Origin of the sequence: Streptomyces sp. NBC_01016 (genome assembly GCF_026341035.1) — a bacterium.
In the GTDB taxonomy this organism is placed as follows: domain Bacteria; phylum Actinomycetota; class Actinomycetes; order Streptomycetales; family Streptomycetaceae; genus Streptomyces.
This window is the reverse complement of the sequence record NZ_JAPEOQ010000001.1, coordinates 1,148,823-1,164,254: the sequence shown is the minus strand read 5'-3', so window position 1 is coordinate 1,164,254 and position 15,432 is coordinate 1,148,823. Positions and strand designations below refer to the sequence as shown.

The window sequence follows — 15,432 nt, the reverse complement described above, 5'->3', positions numbered from 1 at the left end:
ACACGGTGGAACCGCCCCGGACGACCGCCGTGCCCACTGCGCATACGCTCACAGTCATGACCGACAACGCTCCCGCCACACCCCCTCGCCCGCTGCGCCTGAGCACCGTGATCCTGCCCTACCGCCGCTGGCACGAGGGCGCCCGCGAGGCATGGCTGCGCGCGGAGGAGCTGGGTTTCCACACCGCGTACACGTACGACCATCTGTCGTGGCGCGTGCCGTTCCGGGACGGGCCGTGGTTCGGGGCGGTCCCGACGCTGACGGCCGCGGCCACCGCCACCGAGCGGATCCGCCTGGGCACCCTCGTGACCTCGCCGAACTTCCGGCACCCCGTCACCCTCGCCAAGGAACTGCTCTCGCTCGACGACATCTCCGGTGGCCGGATCACGCTCGGTATCGGCGCGGGCGGCACCGGCTTCGACGCGAGCGCCCTCGCGCACAGCGGGCAGGAACCGTGGACGCCGCGGGAGCGGGCCGACCGTTTCGCCGAGTTCGTCCCGCTGCTCGACCGGCTGCTCACCGAGGACACGGTCTCGTACGACGGGACCTTCTACTCGGCAGGCGGCGACGTCGGCGCGCAGAACATCCCGGGCTGCGTACAGCGCCCCCGGCTGCCGTTCGCGGTGGCCGCGACGGGTCCGCGCGGCCTGAAGCTCGCCGCGCGGCACGGGCAGGCGTGGGTGACCACCGGCGACCCGAAGCTGTACGCGACGGGCACCCCGGAGGAGTCGATTCAGGCCATTCGCGGGCAGGTCTCGAAGCTGGCCGCCGCGTGCGAGGCCATCGGCCGTGACGCGGACGAACCGGACAAGATCCTGCTCACCGGATTCACCCCGGACCGTGCCCGCCCCCTCGCCTCCGTCGACGCCTTCGTGGACTTCGCGGGCAGGCACCGGGAGCTGGGCTTCACCGAGCTCGTCCTGCACTGGCCGATCCCCGACACCGACTTCGCGGCCGACCAGAAGGTCTTCGAGGCGATCGCCACGGAGGCCCTGGCCCAACTCGACTGAATCGGACTCCGTCACGCCGGGGCCCGGGCGGGGCGCATGAGCCAGGTGCGCTCTCATCTGTGCGCCCCGCAGCACGCCCGTGCGCGCATATACGCGAACATGGTTCGGTGACCTCACCGACTCCCGGGCCCCGGACTCCGGCCCCCTCCGCCCCCACGCCCCGGCTGATCGCCACCGACCTCGACGGAACGTTGCTGCACGACGACAAGACCGTTTCGCCGCGTACGGTCGCCGCGCTCGCCGCCGCGGAAGAGGCCGGCATCGAGGTTTTCTTCGTGACAGGCCGGCCGGCCCGCTGGATGGATGTCGTCAGCGACCATGTGCACGGCCACGGCCTGGCGATCTGCGGGAACGGCGCCGCCGTCGTGGACCTGCACGGCGGCGCGGGCGAGCACCGCTTCGTCAAGATCCGCGAGCTGACGGTCCCGGACGCGCTCGACGTCGTCCGCATCCTGCGCGGCGTCGCGCCCGGCACCACCTTCGCCGTCGAGCGCACCGGCGGCCTGCACCACGAGCCGACGTACCCGCCGCTGCACCTGGACCCCGGGGAGACCGTCGCCCCCGCGGAGAAGCTGCTGGCCGCGGACTTCGAGGGCGCGGCCGTCGCGGACCAGCCGGTGCTCAAGCTCCTCGCGTACCACCCCGAGCTCGACCCCGACGCGTTCCTCGCGCTGGCCCGCGCGGGCGTGGGCGACCGGGCGACCATCACGCGGTCGAGCCCGAGCGCGCTCCTGGAGGTCAGCGGACCCGGCGTCTCCAAGGCGAGCACGCTCGCCATGTGCTGTGCGGAGCGCGGCATCGCGCCCGCCGAGGTGGTCGCCGTCGGGGACATGCCCAACGACATGGAGATGCTCGCCTGGGCGGGCACGTCCTACGCGATGGGGAACGCGCACCCCGAGGTCCTGGCCTCCGCGACCGCCCGTACGGCGACCAACAACGAGGACGGCGTGGCCCGCGTCATCGAGGACATCCTGGCCGCGCACGCGCCTGCCCGGTAGCGGATCCGGCCTGCCTGACTTGTCCGACTGGTCCGGCTTGCCCATTGGCGCCTACAGCTTCACGTGGCGCTCGGCGAACCACTTCACCGGGTCCACCCCGGACCCCAGATACGGCGTGAGCCGCACCTCGAAGTGGAGGTGCGGCCCCGTCGAGTTGCCGGTGGTGCCCGACTGGCCGACCCACTGCCCCGCGCGGAGCTTCTGCCCCTGGTCGACGGTGACCGCGGCGAGGTGCGCGTACTGCGTGTAGTAGCCGCCGGGGTGCCGCACGACGACCTCGATGCCGAAGGCGCCGCCGCAGGACACGCTCACCACGCGGCCCGCGCCCGCCGCCCGCACCGGCGTGCCGATGTCGACCGCGAAGTCCTGTCCGGTGTGCCGGTGCGACCAGCGCTCGCCCGCGCTGTCGAAGCCCGCGGACAGCTCGTACTTCTCCACAGGAGGCAGCCACGCGCGCGTGGTTGAGTTCTTCGGCTCCTTGAGGCGTACGGCGCCCCGGCACTTCCCCGCGGCGACCGAGGTGTCCGCCTGTCCCTGGAGCTGCCAGCGTGCCGCTTCGAGCTTGCTCTCGATGCCCTTCTTAAGGATGACGAGCCGTGCGTTGCGCTCCTTCAGGGCGCGCAACGCGTCCGCCGCCCTGCGCTGTCCGTCCGCGAGCCTGCGCTCGGCGCGCCTGCTCTTGTCCACGGCGTTGTTGAGTGCCAAGTCGGCCTGCCAGACCGCCCGTTGGCCGTGCATCAGCTTCTCGGGGTTCCCGGCCAGCAGCATCTGCGCCGTGATGGGGATGTCGCCGCCGCTGCGGTACTGGGCGCGGGCGATCCGGCCGAGGTCCCCGTGGAGCACGGAGATCTGCCGCCGCTCCCGCACGAGCAGCCGCTCCATCGTCCGTACCTCCGCCTTCTGTACGGAGGCGGCCTTCCGTCCCGCTTCGTAGCGCTGCGTCGCCTTGGACGCCTCCTCGAAGAGGCGCGCCACGTCCGCGCTCGCCTCCGGGCCCTCCGCGCCCTGGGAGACCGTGGGCGGGCCACCGAGGGCCACCGAGGGCCACGAGGGCGCACAGCAGCACCGGGAGGACGAGCGATGTGCTGGTTCGGCGGGGTCCATGACGCATGCATCGGATCGTCGACCGCCGCACGCCGGGCTTCCTGTGGGGCTGGTACGGCCGAGGGAACGGGTGCCCCGTACGGCGCAGGAACGTACCGCCAAACCGGGGCGGGCGGCGCCGGCCGGCGGTCTTCGGAGCCGGCGGTCTTCGGAACGCAGGCGCGCAGACCTCAGCAGCCGCACAGCCCTCAGTGAGGCGCCTGCCACACCACCGTCGTACCGTCCCCGTCGATCCCCGCCCCGTGCCAACTGGCGCCGCCGAGCGATTCGGCCCGCTTCTGAAGGTTCTTCAGGCCGCTGCGCCGCCCGCCCTCCTTGATGCCCACGCCGTCGTCCGCGACCGTCAGACGGACGCCCTGCCGCCCGTCGGGGAGGAGCACGGTGGCGTCCACGACGACGTCGATGCGGTCGGCCTCCGCGTGCCGGAACGCGTTCGACAGGGCCTCGCGCAGCGCCGCGATGAGGTGCTTGCCGGTGAGCTCGCCGACGACCGTGTCGACGGGCCCGAGGAAGCGGTGCGAGGGCTTGAACCCGAGCGGCACGGCGGCCATGTTGATCTCGCGGAACACCTTGGTGCGCAGGCCCGACGGCGCCTCGGTCGGCCCTTGCTGGAGCGCGAAGATCGCGGTGCGGATCTCCTGGATCGTGGTGTCGAGCTCGTCGACCGCCTTGCCGACGCCTGCCTGCACCTCGGGCACCACGGAGCGGCGCTGGGCGGTCTCCAGCATCATCCCGGTGGCGAAGAGGCGCTGGATGACGAGGTCGTGCAGATCGCGCGCGATCCGGTCGCGGTCCTCCAGGACGGCGAGGCGCTCCCGGTCGCGCTGCGCGTCGGCCGAGACCAGGGCGAGCGCGGCCTGGGAGGCGAACTGGGTTGCCAGGGTGCGCTCCGCCTCGCTGAAAGGACGCTCCCCACGCGCGCGGGTCATCACCAACGTCCCCAGGACCCGTCCGCCGCTCTGGAGGGGCAGCATCATGGACGGCCCGTAGTCCTGCGCGAGGCCGGTCAGCATGCGGGGGTCGGTGGCCGCGTCGTCGACGAACACGGCCTGGCCTTCGAGCAGTTCGGAGATGACCTCGCTCTCCGAGGGCACGATCACACCGAGCGCGGCGGAGGGTCCGTCCGAGTCGACGGCGACGATCTCCATGCCGCCCTCCTCCGCGGGCAGCATCACTATGCCGGCCGCCGAGTCCGAGAGGTGCCGGGACTGTTCGGCGACCACCTGGAGCGCGTCGTCGGCGTCGCCGCCCGAAAGGAGCGCGGTGGTCACCGCCACCGAGCCGTCGATCCACCGCTCGCGCTGCTTGGCCGCTTCGTAGAGGCGTGCGTTGCCGATGGCGATGCCCGCCTCCGTGGCGAGCACCCGGACCATGTTCAGGTCGTCGTCGTTGAACTCTCCGCCGTCGTGCTTCTCCGTGAGATAGAGGTTTCCGAAGATCTCGCCCTGTACGCGGATGGGGAGGCCGAGAAACGTGTGCATCGGCGGATGGTTCGTGGGAAAACCGCAGGAGCGCGGGTCGTCCGCGAGATTCGCCAGGCGCACCGTCACGGGGTCGTGGATGAGCGCGCCGAGCAGCCCCTTGTGCCCGTCGGGCAGCCGCCCGATGCGCCGCGCGGTCTCCTCGTCGACTCCGGAGTAGACGAAGTCGGAGAGCCCCTCGCCGTCCTCGGCGACGACGCCGATCGCGGCGTACTTGGCGTCGGTCAGTTCGGCGGCCGTCTCGCAGATCCGGTCGAGCGTGGTGTGCAGCTCGAGGCCCGTGCCCACGGAACGCATCGCTTCCAGGAGCTGCGGCAGCCGGGCGGTCAGCTCGGCCGACAGACCGTGAAGGCTGCGTGTCGCCTCGGTCGCCGCCTCCAGGGAAGCCGCGGCGGGCTCGGTGGGAGGCGGGGCGCCGGGATCCGTGGGTGCTGCCATGCGACGAGCCTAATTAGTGCCGATTGGCGAGGAAAGTCGGGATCCGGGTGGGCGGGAGAGAAGAGGCGGGTCCTCCGCAGGGCCTCAGCGCGTCCTCAACGCGTCCTCAGCCCTCCGCGCAGGCCAGCGCCTCCGCCGCGCCCTCCCGACGCCGAAGCTCCCGAAGCGGCCCGTCGACCGCGACGAGCTCGGCGTACGCGCCGCGCTGGGCGACCCGGCCCCCGTCGAGCACGAGCACCTCGTCCACGGCCTCCAGACCGGCGAGCCGGTGCGTGATCAGCACTGTCGTCCGGCCCCGCGTGGCGTCCAGGAGGTCCGCGGTGAGCGCGTCCGCCGTCTCCAGATCGAGGTGTTCGGCGGGCTCGTCGAGCACGAGGACGGGGAAGTCGGCGAGCAGCGCGCGGGCGAGCGCGAGCCGCTGCCGCTGGCCGCCGGAGAGACGTGCGGCATGCTCACCCACCAGGGTGTCGAGCCCGTCCGGCAGCGCCTGCGCCCACTCCCGAAGACGTACGCGGCCGAGCACTGCCCACAGGTCGTCCTCGGTGGCGTCCTTCTTGGCGAGCAGCAGATTCTCGCGGAGGCTGCTGTCGAAGAGGTGCGCGTCCTGGGCGCACAGCCCGACGATTCGCCGGACCGCGTCGCCGTCGAGGGCCGCCGCGTCGACACCGCCGAGCGTGTACGTCCCGGCGTCCGCGTCGAGGAAGCGCAGCAACACCTGGGCGAGGGTCGTCTTACCGGACCCCGACGGGCCGACGACGGCGACGTGGCGGCCGCGCTCCAGCGTCAGGTCGAGGCCGGCGAGCGCGTCCCGCTCCTGGCCCTCGTAGCGGGCGGTGAGGCCGTGCACGGCGAGCGGGAAGGGGTCCCGCGGCGCCTGTGCGGGCCGCTCGGGCTCCCGTACGGGTTCCGGCGCGTCCAGGACCTCGTAGACCCGCTCGGCGCTCTTGTGGACGCGCTGGCGGTGCTGCACGGCGAGCGGCAGGCCGAGCACCGCCTCGAACGCGGCGAGCGGCGTCAGGACGACGACCGCGAGCGACACCCCGTGGAGCTGCCCGGTGCGCACGCCCTGGACGCCGACGAACGCGGCCGCCGCCACGGTCAGGCCGGTGATCAGCGCGCTGAGCCCGTCGCCGAGCGCGGTCGCGGTGGCGGCGCGCGAGGCGATCCGCGTGAGCACGGAGTCGGCTTCCGCGGCCTCCGTCGTCCGTCGCGGCAGGGCGCCCGAGACCGTCAGTTCGGCGGTACCGGTGAGCAGTTCGGCCGCCTTCGTGGCGAGCACACCGCGCGCGGGGGCCAGCCTCCGCTCCGCGCGCCGGGACACCGCGCCCGACAGCAGCGGCACCCCGACGCCGGCGAGCAGCAGCCCGACCGCGAGCACGGCACCCGCGGCGGGCAGCATCCACGCGGTGAACGCCACCGACCCCACGCCCACGAGCGCGGCGACCGACGCGGGCAACAGCCAGCGCAGCCAGTAGTCCTGCAGGGCGTCCACATCGGCGACGAGCCGGGAGAGCAGGTCGCCGCGCCGCGTCGTGCGCAGCCCCGCAGGGGCGAGCCGCTCCAGGCGCCGGTACACGGCGACCCGGGTGTCGGCCAGCATCCGCAGCACCGCGTCGTGCGACACGAGCCGCTCCATGTACCGGAAGATCGCCCGTCCGATGCCGAACGCGCGCGTGGCCGTCACCGCGACCATCAGGTAGAGCACCGGCGGCATCTGCGAGGCCCGCGAGATCAGCCACCCGGACGTCGCCATCAGGCCGACCGCGCTGCCGAGCGCGAGCGCGCCGAGCAGTAGGGCGAGGGCGAGCCGCGAGCGGCGCGGCCTGGCGGCGTCACGCAGCCGTGCGAGCACATGGCGCCGGTCCACCGGCACGTCGCCGGGCACCGCCACCGGGGCGGCTTCGACGGCATCGGCAAGGACCTGCGCGGACGGGCTCCCCTGCACGGCGCCACGCACCTGCGCCGGCACCGCGCCAGGTGCCTCGACCCGTACGACCCGGTCCGCGACGGCGAGCAGCGCGGGACGGTGCACGACGAGCAGCACGGTCCGCCCCACGGCGAGCCTGCGCACCGCGTCGACGATGCCCGCCTCGGTCTCGCCGTCCAGCGCGGCCGTGGGCTCGTCGAGCAGCACGACCGGCCGGTCCGCGAGGAACGCCCGCGCGAGCGCGAGCCGCTGCCGCTGCCCTGCCGAGAGCCCGGCGCCGTCCTCCCCGAGCACGGTCGCCACGCCCTGGGGCAGCACCTCGACGAACTCCAGGGCCCCGGCCTCCCGCAGCGCGGCGAGCACCGCGGCGTCATCGGCGTCCGGCCGCGCGAGCCGCACGTTGTCCGCGATCGACCCGGCGTACAGCTGCGGCCGCTGCGGAACCCACGCCACGCGCGCGTGCCACGCCTCCCGCGACACCTCGGCGAGGTCGACACCGCCGACGGCGATTCGCCCACTACAAGGGCGTACAAAACCCAACAGGGCACTGACCAGCGTCGACTTGCCCGCTCCGCTCGGCCCTACGAGGGCCACGGTCTCGCCATCGGCCACCTTGAAGGAGACATCCGAGACGGCGTCGAAGGACCGCCCTTCGTAGCGAACAGAAACGCTTTCAAACCCGATTCCGCCGGCCGCGGGGGCCTCCCGCGTGCCGTCCTCGGGCAGCGGCGACTCCAGAACCGCGAAGATCTCCTCCGCCGCGGCGAGCCCCTCTGCGGCCGCGTGGTACTGCGCGCCCACCTGTCGCAGCGGCAGATACGCCTCGGGCGCGAGCACCAGAATCACGAGCCCGATGTACAGATCCATCTCGCCGTGCACGAGCCGCATGCCGATGGTCACGGCGACGAGCGCGACCGACAGTGTGGCCAGCAGCTCCAGCGCGAACGACGAGAGGAAGGCGATCCGCAGGGTGCGCATCGTCGCCCTGCGGTACTCATCGGTGATCTTGCGGATGGACTCGGCCTGCGCCTTGGCGCGGCCGAACACCTTCAGGGTCGGCAGGCCCGCGACGACGTCCAGGAAGTGGCCCGAAAGCCGGGAGAGCAGCCGCCACTGACGGTCCATCCGGGACTGGGTCGCCCAGCCGATCAGCATCATGAAGATCGGGATGAGGGGCAGCGTGCCGACGATGATCGCCGCCGACACCCAGTCCTCGGTGACGACGCGGGCGAGCACCGCCACCGGGACCACCACCGCGAGCCCCAACTGCGGCAGATAGCGGGAGAAGTAGTCGTCGAGGGCGTCCACGCCGCGCGTCGCGAGCGCCACGAGGGACCCGGTGCGCTGCCCGCTCAACCACCCGGGGCCGAGCCGCGAGGACCGCTCCAACAGCCGCCTGCGCAGCTCCGACTTGACCGCCGCGCTCGCCCGGTGCGCGGCCAGCTCGGTCAGCCAGGCCACGAGCCCGCGACCGGCCGCGACCGCCGCCAACAACAGCAGCGGTGCCCGCAGTTCGGCCACGTCGAGGCCGTGCTGGAACGCGCCCACCACGACCTCGGCGATGAGCATCGCCTGCGCGATGACCAGGCCCGCCCCAGCGGCGCCAAGCACCACCACCGCGATCAGGAAGAGACGTGAGGCCCGGCCGTACCGGAACAGACGCTGGTCGATCGGTTTCACGTGAAACACACCCTCACGTAGACGAACGCAGACGGGCGAAGACGGAGCTAAGACGCTCAGTGCGCCCCTTGTCAGGAGCTCAGTGCGCCCCGGCAGGAATGCTCTTCGTGCTGAGCCGCTTGCGGAACACCCAGTAGGTCCAGCCCTGGTAGAGCAGGACCAGCGGCGTCATGATCCCGGCGACCCAGGTCATGACCTTCAGCGTGTACGGACCCGAGGACGTGTTGTCGATCGTCAGGTTCCACGCCTCGTTGAGCGAGGAGGGCATGACGTTCGGCACCAGGGCCAGGAAGATCGCCGCCACCACGGCCGCGATCGCGACCCCGTTGAAGGAGAACGCCCAGCCTTCGCGTCCCCTGCCGTTCATCACGAGCGTCCCGAGCAGTCCGACGACCGCCACGGCGAACGCCACCGCGGTCCACGCCGTCCCGCGCTCGACCTGGAGCCAGGCGAGGAACCCGCCGCCCAGGAGCACGGTGGCCACACCCGCCTTCGTCGCGAGCGCACGCGCCCGCACCCGGATGTCGCCGTCCGTCTTCAGCGCGGTGAACACCGCACCGTGCAGCGTGCACACGGCCGTGAAGGCGAGCCCGCCGAGCAGCCCCCACCAGGTCAGCAGGTCGCCGAACGAACCGGCGAAGTCCTGCTTGGAGTTGATCGGAACGCCGTGCACCATGTTCGCGAACATCACGCCCCACAGGAACGGCAGCAGCAGCGAGCTGACGAAGAGCACCAGCTCCCAGTTGCGCTGCCAGCTCTCCTCGGGCCGCTGGTGCCGGTACTCGAAGGACAGCACGCGCACGATCAGCAGCAGCAGCGCGATCACGAGCAGCAGGTAGAAGGCACTGAAGAACGTCGCGTACCAGATGGGGAACGCGGCGAACATCGCACCGGCCGCGGTGAGCAGCCAGACCTCGTTGCCGTCCCACACCGGCCCGATGATGTTGATCAGCACGCGCCGCTCGGTCCTGTCGCGCGCGAGCAGCCGCGTCAGGATGCCCACCCCGAAGTCGAAGCCTTCGAGGAAGAAGTAGCCGGTCCATAGAACGGCGATCAGAAGGAACCAGAAGTCGTTGAGGCCCATGGCGTTTCTCCTCTCAGTACGCGAAGGTCAGTGGCTTGTCGGCGTCGTCGTCATCGGAGTCGTCCCCCGAAGGACCACGCAGCTTCGGGTCCTTGGTCGGCGGTTCCTCGTCCGTGTCGGGACCCTTGATGGCGTACTTCTTCATCAGCCGTACGTTGATCCAGAACAGCACCGCGTACAGCAGGGTCAGCACGGTCAGCGAGATCGCCATCTCGGTCTGGCTGACGCCGGGGGAGACCGAGTCAGCGGTCCGGAACAGGCCGAAGACGGCCCAGGGCTGACGGCCCATCTCGGTGAAGATCCAGCCGATGGAGTTGGCGATGAAGGGGAAGATCAGCGAGGCCATGCCGACCCGCCAGCCCCACTTCGTGACGGTCGGGCCGAGTTCCTTCTTGTTGGTGAGCATCAGCTTGGGGATTTCGTCCTCACCCCTTCGATGCTCGGGCAACAGCCATCGCCGCTTCCGGGTCAGCCAGAATCCGGCGCCCGCGGCGACGGCAGCGGTGAGCCCGATGCCGATCATCAGGCGGAAGCCCCAGAAGGTGACGAAGATGTTGGGGATGTAGTCCTCGGCCTTGCCGCCGTACTTCTCGGCCTCGGCCTTGGCGGTCTCGTGGATGCCGGGGACACAGCTGGAGAAGTTGTCGTCGGCCAGGAAGGAGAGCAGGCCCGGAAGCTCTATCTCGACGGAGTTGTGGCCCTTGTTCACATTGCCGACGGCGAAGATGGAGAACGGCGCGGGGCATTCGGTGTCCCACAGCGCCTCGGCCGAAGCCATCTTCATCGGCTGCTGCTTGAACATCACCTTGGCCAGCTGGTCGCCGGAGAGGGCGACCAGGACGCCCGCGATCATCGCGGTCACCAGACCGAGCCGGAGCGAGCTGCGCAGCGTGATGGTCCGCTTGCGGTCGACCTGCTCGCCGGCGTCCTTCTGCTTCTTGATCTTCCAGAGCAGGAAGCTGGAGACGCCGATCATGAAGGCTCCGCCGGTCAGGAAGGCGGAGGAGATGGTGTGCGTGAACTGGACGACCGCGGTGTTCTGGAAGAGGACGTGCCAGATGTCGTTGAGCCGGGCCACGCCGGTCTTCGGGTCGATCTCGTAGCCCACCGGGTGCTGCATCCAGGAGTTGGCCGCCAGGATGAAGTAGCCCGAGGCCAGTGTGCCGATCGACACCATCCACATGCAGGCGCAGTGGAGCTTCTTCGGCAGCTTGTCCCAGCCGAAGATCCACAGCCCGATGAAGGTGGACTCGAAGAAGAAGGCGATCAGCGCCTCCATCGCGAGCGGAGCACCGAAGACGTCACCGACGAACTTCGAGTAGTCCGACCAGTTCATGCCGAACTGGAACTCCTGCACGAGGCCGGTCGCGACGCCGATCGCGATATTGATCAGGAAAAGCTTCCCCCAGAACTTCGTGGCGTGGAAGTACTTCTCCTTGCCCGTGCGCACCCATGCCGTCTCCAGGCCCGCCGTGAGCGCGGCCAGAGAGATCGTCAGTGGGACGAACAGGAAGTGGTAGACGGTGGTGATGCCGAACTGCCATCGCGCCAGGGTCTCCGGCGCGAGGGCGATCGTTGTCGGGTCCACTGCGTCTTCTCCTTACATCGCCGTGGTCACAGCGGCAGTTTGCCCCTTTAATCCCACAAATCCCGGGAGGAACCGGGACACGCTTGTGAACGCGTTCACATTCACAAGCATTATGTCGTACTGGTTGTCGGCATACGAGAGGGGGTCCCCCCTAACTTCGGGGGGGACCCCCTTCGCCTACGATCTCCGCCCAACGCGGGGCAGGTCAGAGCTCCTTGCGGAACTCCGCGGCCGTCTGCAGGAAGATGTCGTTGGCCTCGGTCTCCGCGATCGTGGTGCGCACACCCTCGCCCGCGAACGGCCGCACGACCACGCCCGCCTGCTCACAGGCCGCCGCGAAGTCCATCGTCTTCTCCCCCAGGCGCAGCCACACGAAGTTGGCCTGCGTCTCGGGCACCGTCCAGCCCTGCGCCCGCAGCCCCTCGACGACCCGCGTGCGCTCGGCCACCAACGAGCCGACCCGGCCGAGCAGCTCGTCCTCCGCGCGCAGCGAGGCCACCGCCGCGTCCTGCGCGAGCTGGCTCACACCGAAGGGGACCGCCGTCTTGCGCAACGCCGCGGCGACCGGCTCGTGCGCGATGGCGAAGCCCACGCGGAGCCCCGCGAGCCCGTACGCCTTCGAGAAGGTCCGCAGCACCGCCACGTTCGGCCGGTCCCGGTAGATCTCGACGCCGTCCGGCACCTCGGTGTCGCGGATGAACTCCCGGTACGCCTCGTCGAGGACCACCAGGACATCGGCGGGCACCCGGTCGAGGAACCGTTCCAGCTCGGCCCGGCGGATGGCATTGCCCGTGGGGTTGTTGGGGTTGCAGACGAAGATGAGGCGCGTGCGGTCGGTGATCGCGTCGATCATCGCGTCGAGGTCGTGGTCCTCGCTCGGCGTGAGCGGCACCTGCACCGACTTCGCGCCGCTGATCTGCGTGATGATCGGGTACGCCTCGAAGGACCGCCACGCGTAGATGACCTCGTCACCCGGCCCCGAGGTCGCCTGGAGCAGCTGCTGCGCGACGCCGACCGAGCCGGTGCCGGTGGCGAGGTGCGAGACGGGCACACCGAAACGGTCGGACAGCTCGTTCATCAGGCCGGTGCACGCCATGTCCGGGTAGCGGTTGAAGGTCCCGGCAGCCGCGATCGCCTGCTCCATCACTCCGGGCAGCGGAGGATAGGGATTCTCGTTGGAGGACAGCTTGTACGCCACCGGCCCCCCGGCGGCGGCCGGCTTGCCGGGCTTGTAGGCAGGGATCCCCGCCAGCTCCGCACGCAGCTTGGGGTTGATCTCGCTCACCGCAGTCCTCCTTGTGGGCACCGTTCCAATACTGCTCACCTTAAGAGGATTCGCCGCGCTCCCCAATGGCCCGGGTCTCGACCCTCCGCAAGGCGTGCGGAGAGGGGGGAGCGCTCCTCGCCCTGGCGCGCGCCGGTGGCTCGCGCCGTGGCGCGCATCACCCGTGAAGGTGAGTTGAGACCTACTCGCAACATCGCCGACTTGGCAGGCCCCTGCGTGACGACAAGCGAAGTGCCATACCCTGACCCTTCAACTCCCTTTTATTTAAAGGTTGATGATGGGCCATCACCTTGCAGAAACGTGCCTGTCAACGCCTGCATATGCTCCCCCACCATGCAGCCGAATGAGCCCTACTATCGGCTCGCCATGACAGCAGCAGGGAAGCACCAGGTGAGCCGGGCAGAGACGACCCGCAGGGGCACCCGGCCGAGCCGGGCAGGCATCAGAGACGTTGCCGCAGCCGCCGGGGTCTCGATCACGACTGTGTCCGATGCGCTCAACGGTAAGGGCCGGCTCCCGGACGCCACCCGACGCCACGTTCGCGAGGTCGCCGACCGGTTGGGCTATCGCCCCTCCGCGGCCGCTCGCACGCTCCGTACCGGGAAATCGGGCCTCATCGGCCTGACAGTGACGACGTACGGGGATGAACCTTTCACCTTCACAGAATTCGCGTACTTCGCCGAGATGGCGCGTGCCGCCACCTCCGCCGCGCTCGCCCGCGGGTACGCCCTCGTCATCCTGCCCGCCACCTCACGCCACGACGTGTGGTCGAACGTCGCCCTTGACGGCACCGTCGTCATCGACCCCTCCGACCACGATCCGGTCGTCACCGAGCTGGTCCGCCAGGGCCTGCCGGTCGTCTCCGACGGACGTCCCGCGGGCACCCTGCCCGTGACCGCCTGGGTCGACAACGACCACGAGGCCGCCGTGCTCGGCATCCTCGACCACCTCGCCGAGTCCGGCGCCCGCCGCATCGGCCTGCTGACCGGAACCACCACCGACACGTACACGCACCTCTCCACCTCGGCGTATCTGCGCTGGTGCGAGCGGATCGGACAGGAACCGGTCTACGAGTCGTACCCCGCGCACGACCCGTGCGCGGGCGCCGTCGCCGCCGACCGGCTGCTCGCCCGGCCCGACCGCCCCGACGCGGTCTACGGCCTCTTCGATCCCAACGGCACCGATCTGCTCGCCGCCGCGCGCCGCTACGGGCTGCGTGTCCCGGACGACCTGCTGCTGGTGTGCTGCAGCGAGTCGATGGTCTACGCGAACACGGAACCGCCCATCACCACCCTCTCGCTCAAACCGCGGCGGATCGGGACGTCCGTCGTGCAGCTCCTCATCGACGCCATCGAAGGGGTCGATTCCGACCAGCCGGTCGAGCAGGTGATGCCGACCGAACTCATCGTGCGGACCTCGTCCCATCGACGCCCGCACCGCACCACGGTCAGCCCTCCCCGGTCTCCGGGACAGGGCTGACCGCCCCCACCCGCCCCCTCCACCGACTCCTCCGAAGAGAAAAGTCCACACCAATTCGGGAGAAATGCACGGCGATCAGCCGCCCGTCACCGATTCACCACCCCTGGTGCATCACACAGCGCGAGCCGCATTCCTATGATGGGCGCACGACACCGCGGGCCGCTGCGACCAGGCAGTCCGATACGGTGCACAGGCGGCGCAATGGTGGTGGAGGGGTCGATGACTCAGGGGGCCGGTCCGGGATCCGCAGCGGAGACGGAGACGCTGCGCGACTTCCGTGTTCCCGCGTACGTCCATGACGTACCGGCGAACGTGCAGCCGACGGACCCCGACGTCCCCGCGCCCGGCGCAGAGAGTCCCGACGGTTACACGCCGACCGAGCGTGACCTGCCGGTCATCAACCAGGGCGACACGGTCCAGGTCGAGGTGGCGCAGCCCGCGCCCACGGGGGACGAGGGCCTCGGCCCGCTGTTCGTCGTCGGCGATGTGCACGGCTACCTCGACGAGCTGCTCGCCGCGCTCTGCGAGAAGGGCCTGATCGACGCGGAGGGCAACTGGGCGGCGGGCACCGCGCGCCTGTGGTTCCTCGGCGACTTCACCGACCGCGGGCCGGACGGGATCGGCGTCATCGACCTCGTCATGCGGCTGTCCGCGGAGGCGGCGGCCGCGGGCGGCTACTGCAAGGCGCTCATGGGCAACCACGAGCTGCTCCTGCTCGGCGCGAAGCGGTTCGGCGACACGCCCGTGAACTCCGGAGCGGGCACCGCCACGTTCCAGGCGGCCTGGTTGCTCAACGGCGGGCAGAAGGCCGACATGGACCGCCTCCAGGACGTGCATCTGCAGTGGATGTCCCGGCTCGACGCGATCGAGATCGAGGACGACCATCTGCTCACGCACTCGGACACCACCGCGTATCTCGACTACGGCGACTCCATCGAGGCCGTCAACGACACGGTGCGCGAGACCCTCACGCGCAATGACGCGGACGAGTGCTGGGACCTGTTCCGCAAGTTCACCAAGCGGTTCGCGTTCAAGGACGAGGAATCGGGGCCCAGCGCCGCACGACAGCTCCTCGACGCCTTCGGCGGCTCGCGCATCGTGCACGGCCACAGCCCGATTCCGTATCTGCTCGGCGAGGTCGGTGGTGAGGACGGGGACAGCGAGGACAGCAGGCCCCCCGTCGAGGGCCCGCATGTGTACGCGAACGGCCTGGCCATCGCCATGGACGGCGGCGTGACCATGGCCGGAAAGCTGCTCGTCCAGCAACTGCCCATGGATATCTGAGACTTCGCGGGGCAGACGCGAAAGCGGAGGATCCGACTGGCCGCAGGGCCAATTTCCGGAAACCCCCTGTCACC

At 70.5% G+C, this 15,432-nt stretch carries 10 protein-coding genes; 4 read left to right on the top strand and 6 right to left on the bottom strand.

The features are described 5' to 3' along the window. The first annotated feature begins 56 nt into the window (after nt 1-56). Nucleotides 57-1,010, top strand: coding sequence for an LLM class flavin-dependent oxidoreductase (locus OG746_RS05425; RefSeq protein ID WP_266712078.1), 954 nt, complete (start codon nt 57-59; stop codon nt 1,008-1,010). A 107-nt stretch (nt 1,011-1,117) separates the two neighbouring features. Next, entirely contained in the window at nt 1,118-2,008 is an 891-nt protein-coding gene (locus OG746_RS05420; protein WP_266712076.1) for an HAD hydrolase family protein, read from the top strand. A 51-nt stretch (nt 2,009-2,059) separates the two neighbouring features. On the opposite strand, the gene OG746_RS05415 is transcribed toward OG746_RS05420, so the two are convergent. The 6 genes from OG746_RS05415 to hisC all read right to left on the bottom strand — a co-directional run bounded on the left by OG746_RS05415 (nt 2,060) and on the right by hisC (nt 12,595). Beyond that, a complete protein-coding gene (locus OG746_RS05415) occupies nt 2,060-3,046 on the bottom strand; it encodes a M23 family metallopeptidase (RefSeq protein ID WP_266712074.1) in 987 nt (328 codons plus the stop codon). Between the two features lie 254 nt (nt 3,047-3,300). Further along, nucleotides 3,301-5,031 (bottom strand): GAF domain-containing sensor histidine kinase, encoded by a 1,731-nt coding sequence (locus OG746_RS05410; RefSeq protein WP_266712072.1) that lies wholly within the window; start codon nt 5,029-5,031, stop codon nt 3,301-3,303. Between the two features lie 106 nt (nt 5,032-5,137). Next, on the bottom strand, nt 5,138-8,638 hold the full coding sequence (cydD, locus tag OG746_RS05405; RefSeq protein ID WP_266712070.1) for a thiol reductant ABC exporter subunit CydD: 3,501 nt from the start codon (nt 8,636-8,638) through the stop codon (nt 5,138-5,140). Between the two features lie 79 nt (nt 8,639-8,717). After that, the gene (gene cydB, locus OG746_RS05400) at nt 8,718-9,722 is read right to left on the bottom strand and encodes a cytochrome d ubiquinol oxidase subunit II (protein ID WP_266712068.1); all 1,005 of its coding nucleotides are present in this window, start codon (nt 9,720-9,722) and stop codon (nt 8,718-8,720) included. Between the two features lie 13 nt (nt 9,723-9,735). Beyond that, the gene (locus tag OG746_RS05395) at nt 9,736-11,310 is read right to left on the bottom strand and encodes a cytochrome ubiquinol oxidase subunit I (RefSeq protein ID WP_266712066.1); all 1,575 of its coding nucleotides are present in this window, start codon (nt 11,308-11,310) and stop codon (nt 9,736-9,738) included. A 205-nt stretch (nt 11,311-11,515) separates the two neighbouring features. Next, nucleotides 11,516-12,595, bottom strand: a complete 1,080-nt coding sequence (gene hisC / locus OG746_RS05390; RefSeq protein WP_266712064.1) for a histidinol-phosphate transaminase — start codon at nt 12,593-12,595, stop codon at nt 11,516-11,518. A gap of 366 nt (nt 12,596-12,961) precedes the next feature. Between hisC and OG746_RS05385 the strand changes: the two genes are divergently transcribed. Then, nucleotides 12,962-14,074, top strand: a complete 1,113-nt coding sequence (locus OG746_RS05385) for a LacI family DNA-binding transcriptional regulator (protein WP_266712062.1) — start codon at nt 12,962-12,964, stop codon at nt 14,072-14,074. 219 nt (nt 14,075-14,293) lie between these two features. Further along, nucleotides 14,294-15,358 carry a metallophosphoesterase gene (locus OG746_RS05380; RefSeq protein ID WP_323179549.1) on the top strand — a complete coding sequence of 355 codons (1,065 nt, stop codon included), beginning with the start codon at nt 14,294-14,296 and terminating at the stop codon, nt 15,356-15,358. Nucleotides 15,359-15,432 lie beyond the last annotated feature (74 nt).

Bases quoted from the DNA above. Each gene is read 5' to 3' on its own strand.
- OG746_RS05425 (WP_266712078.1), top strand. From the start codon at position 57: ATGACCGACAACGCTCCCGCCACACCCCCTCGCCCGCTGCGCCTGAGC.
- OG746_RS05410 (WP_266712072.1), bottom strand. From the start codon at position 5,031: ATGGCAGCACCCACGGATCCCGGCGCCCCGCCTCCCACCGAGCCCGCC.
- cydB (WP_266712068.1), bottom strand. From the start codon at position 9,722: ATGGGCCTCAACGACTTCTGGTTCCTTCTGATCGCCGTTCTATGGACC.
- OG746_RS05385 (WP_266712062.1), top strand. From the start codon at position 12,962: ATGACAGCAGCAGGGAAGCACCAGGTGAGCCGGGCAGAGACGACCCGC.
- OG746_RS05380 (WP_323179549.1), top strand. From the start codon at position 14,294: ATGACTCAGGGGGCCGGTCCGGGATCCGCAGCGGAGACGGAGACGCTG.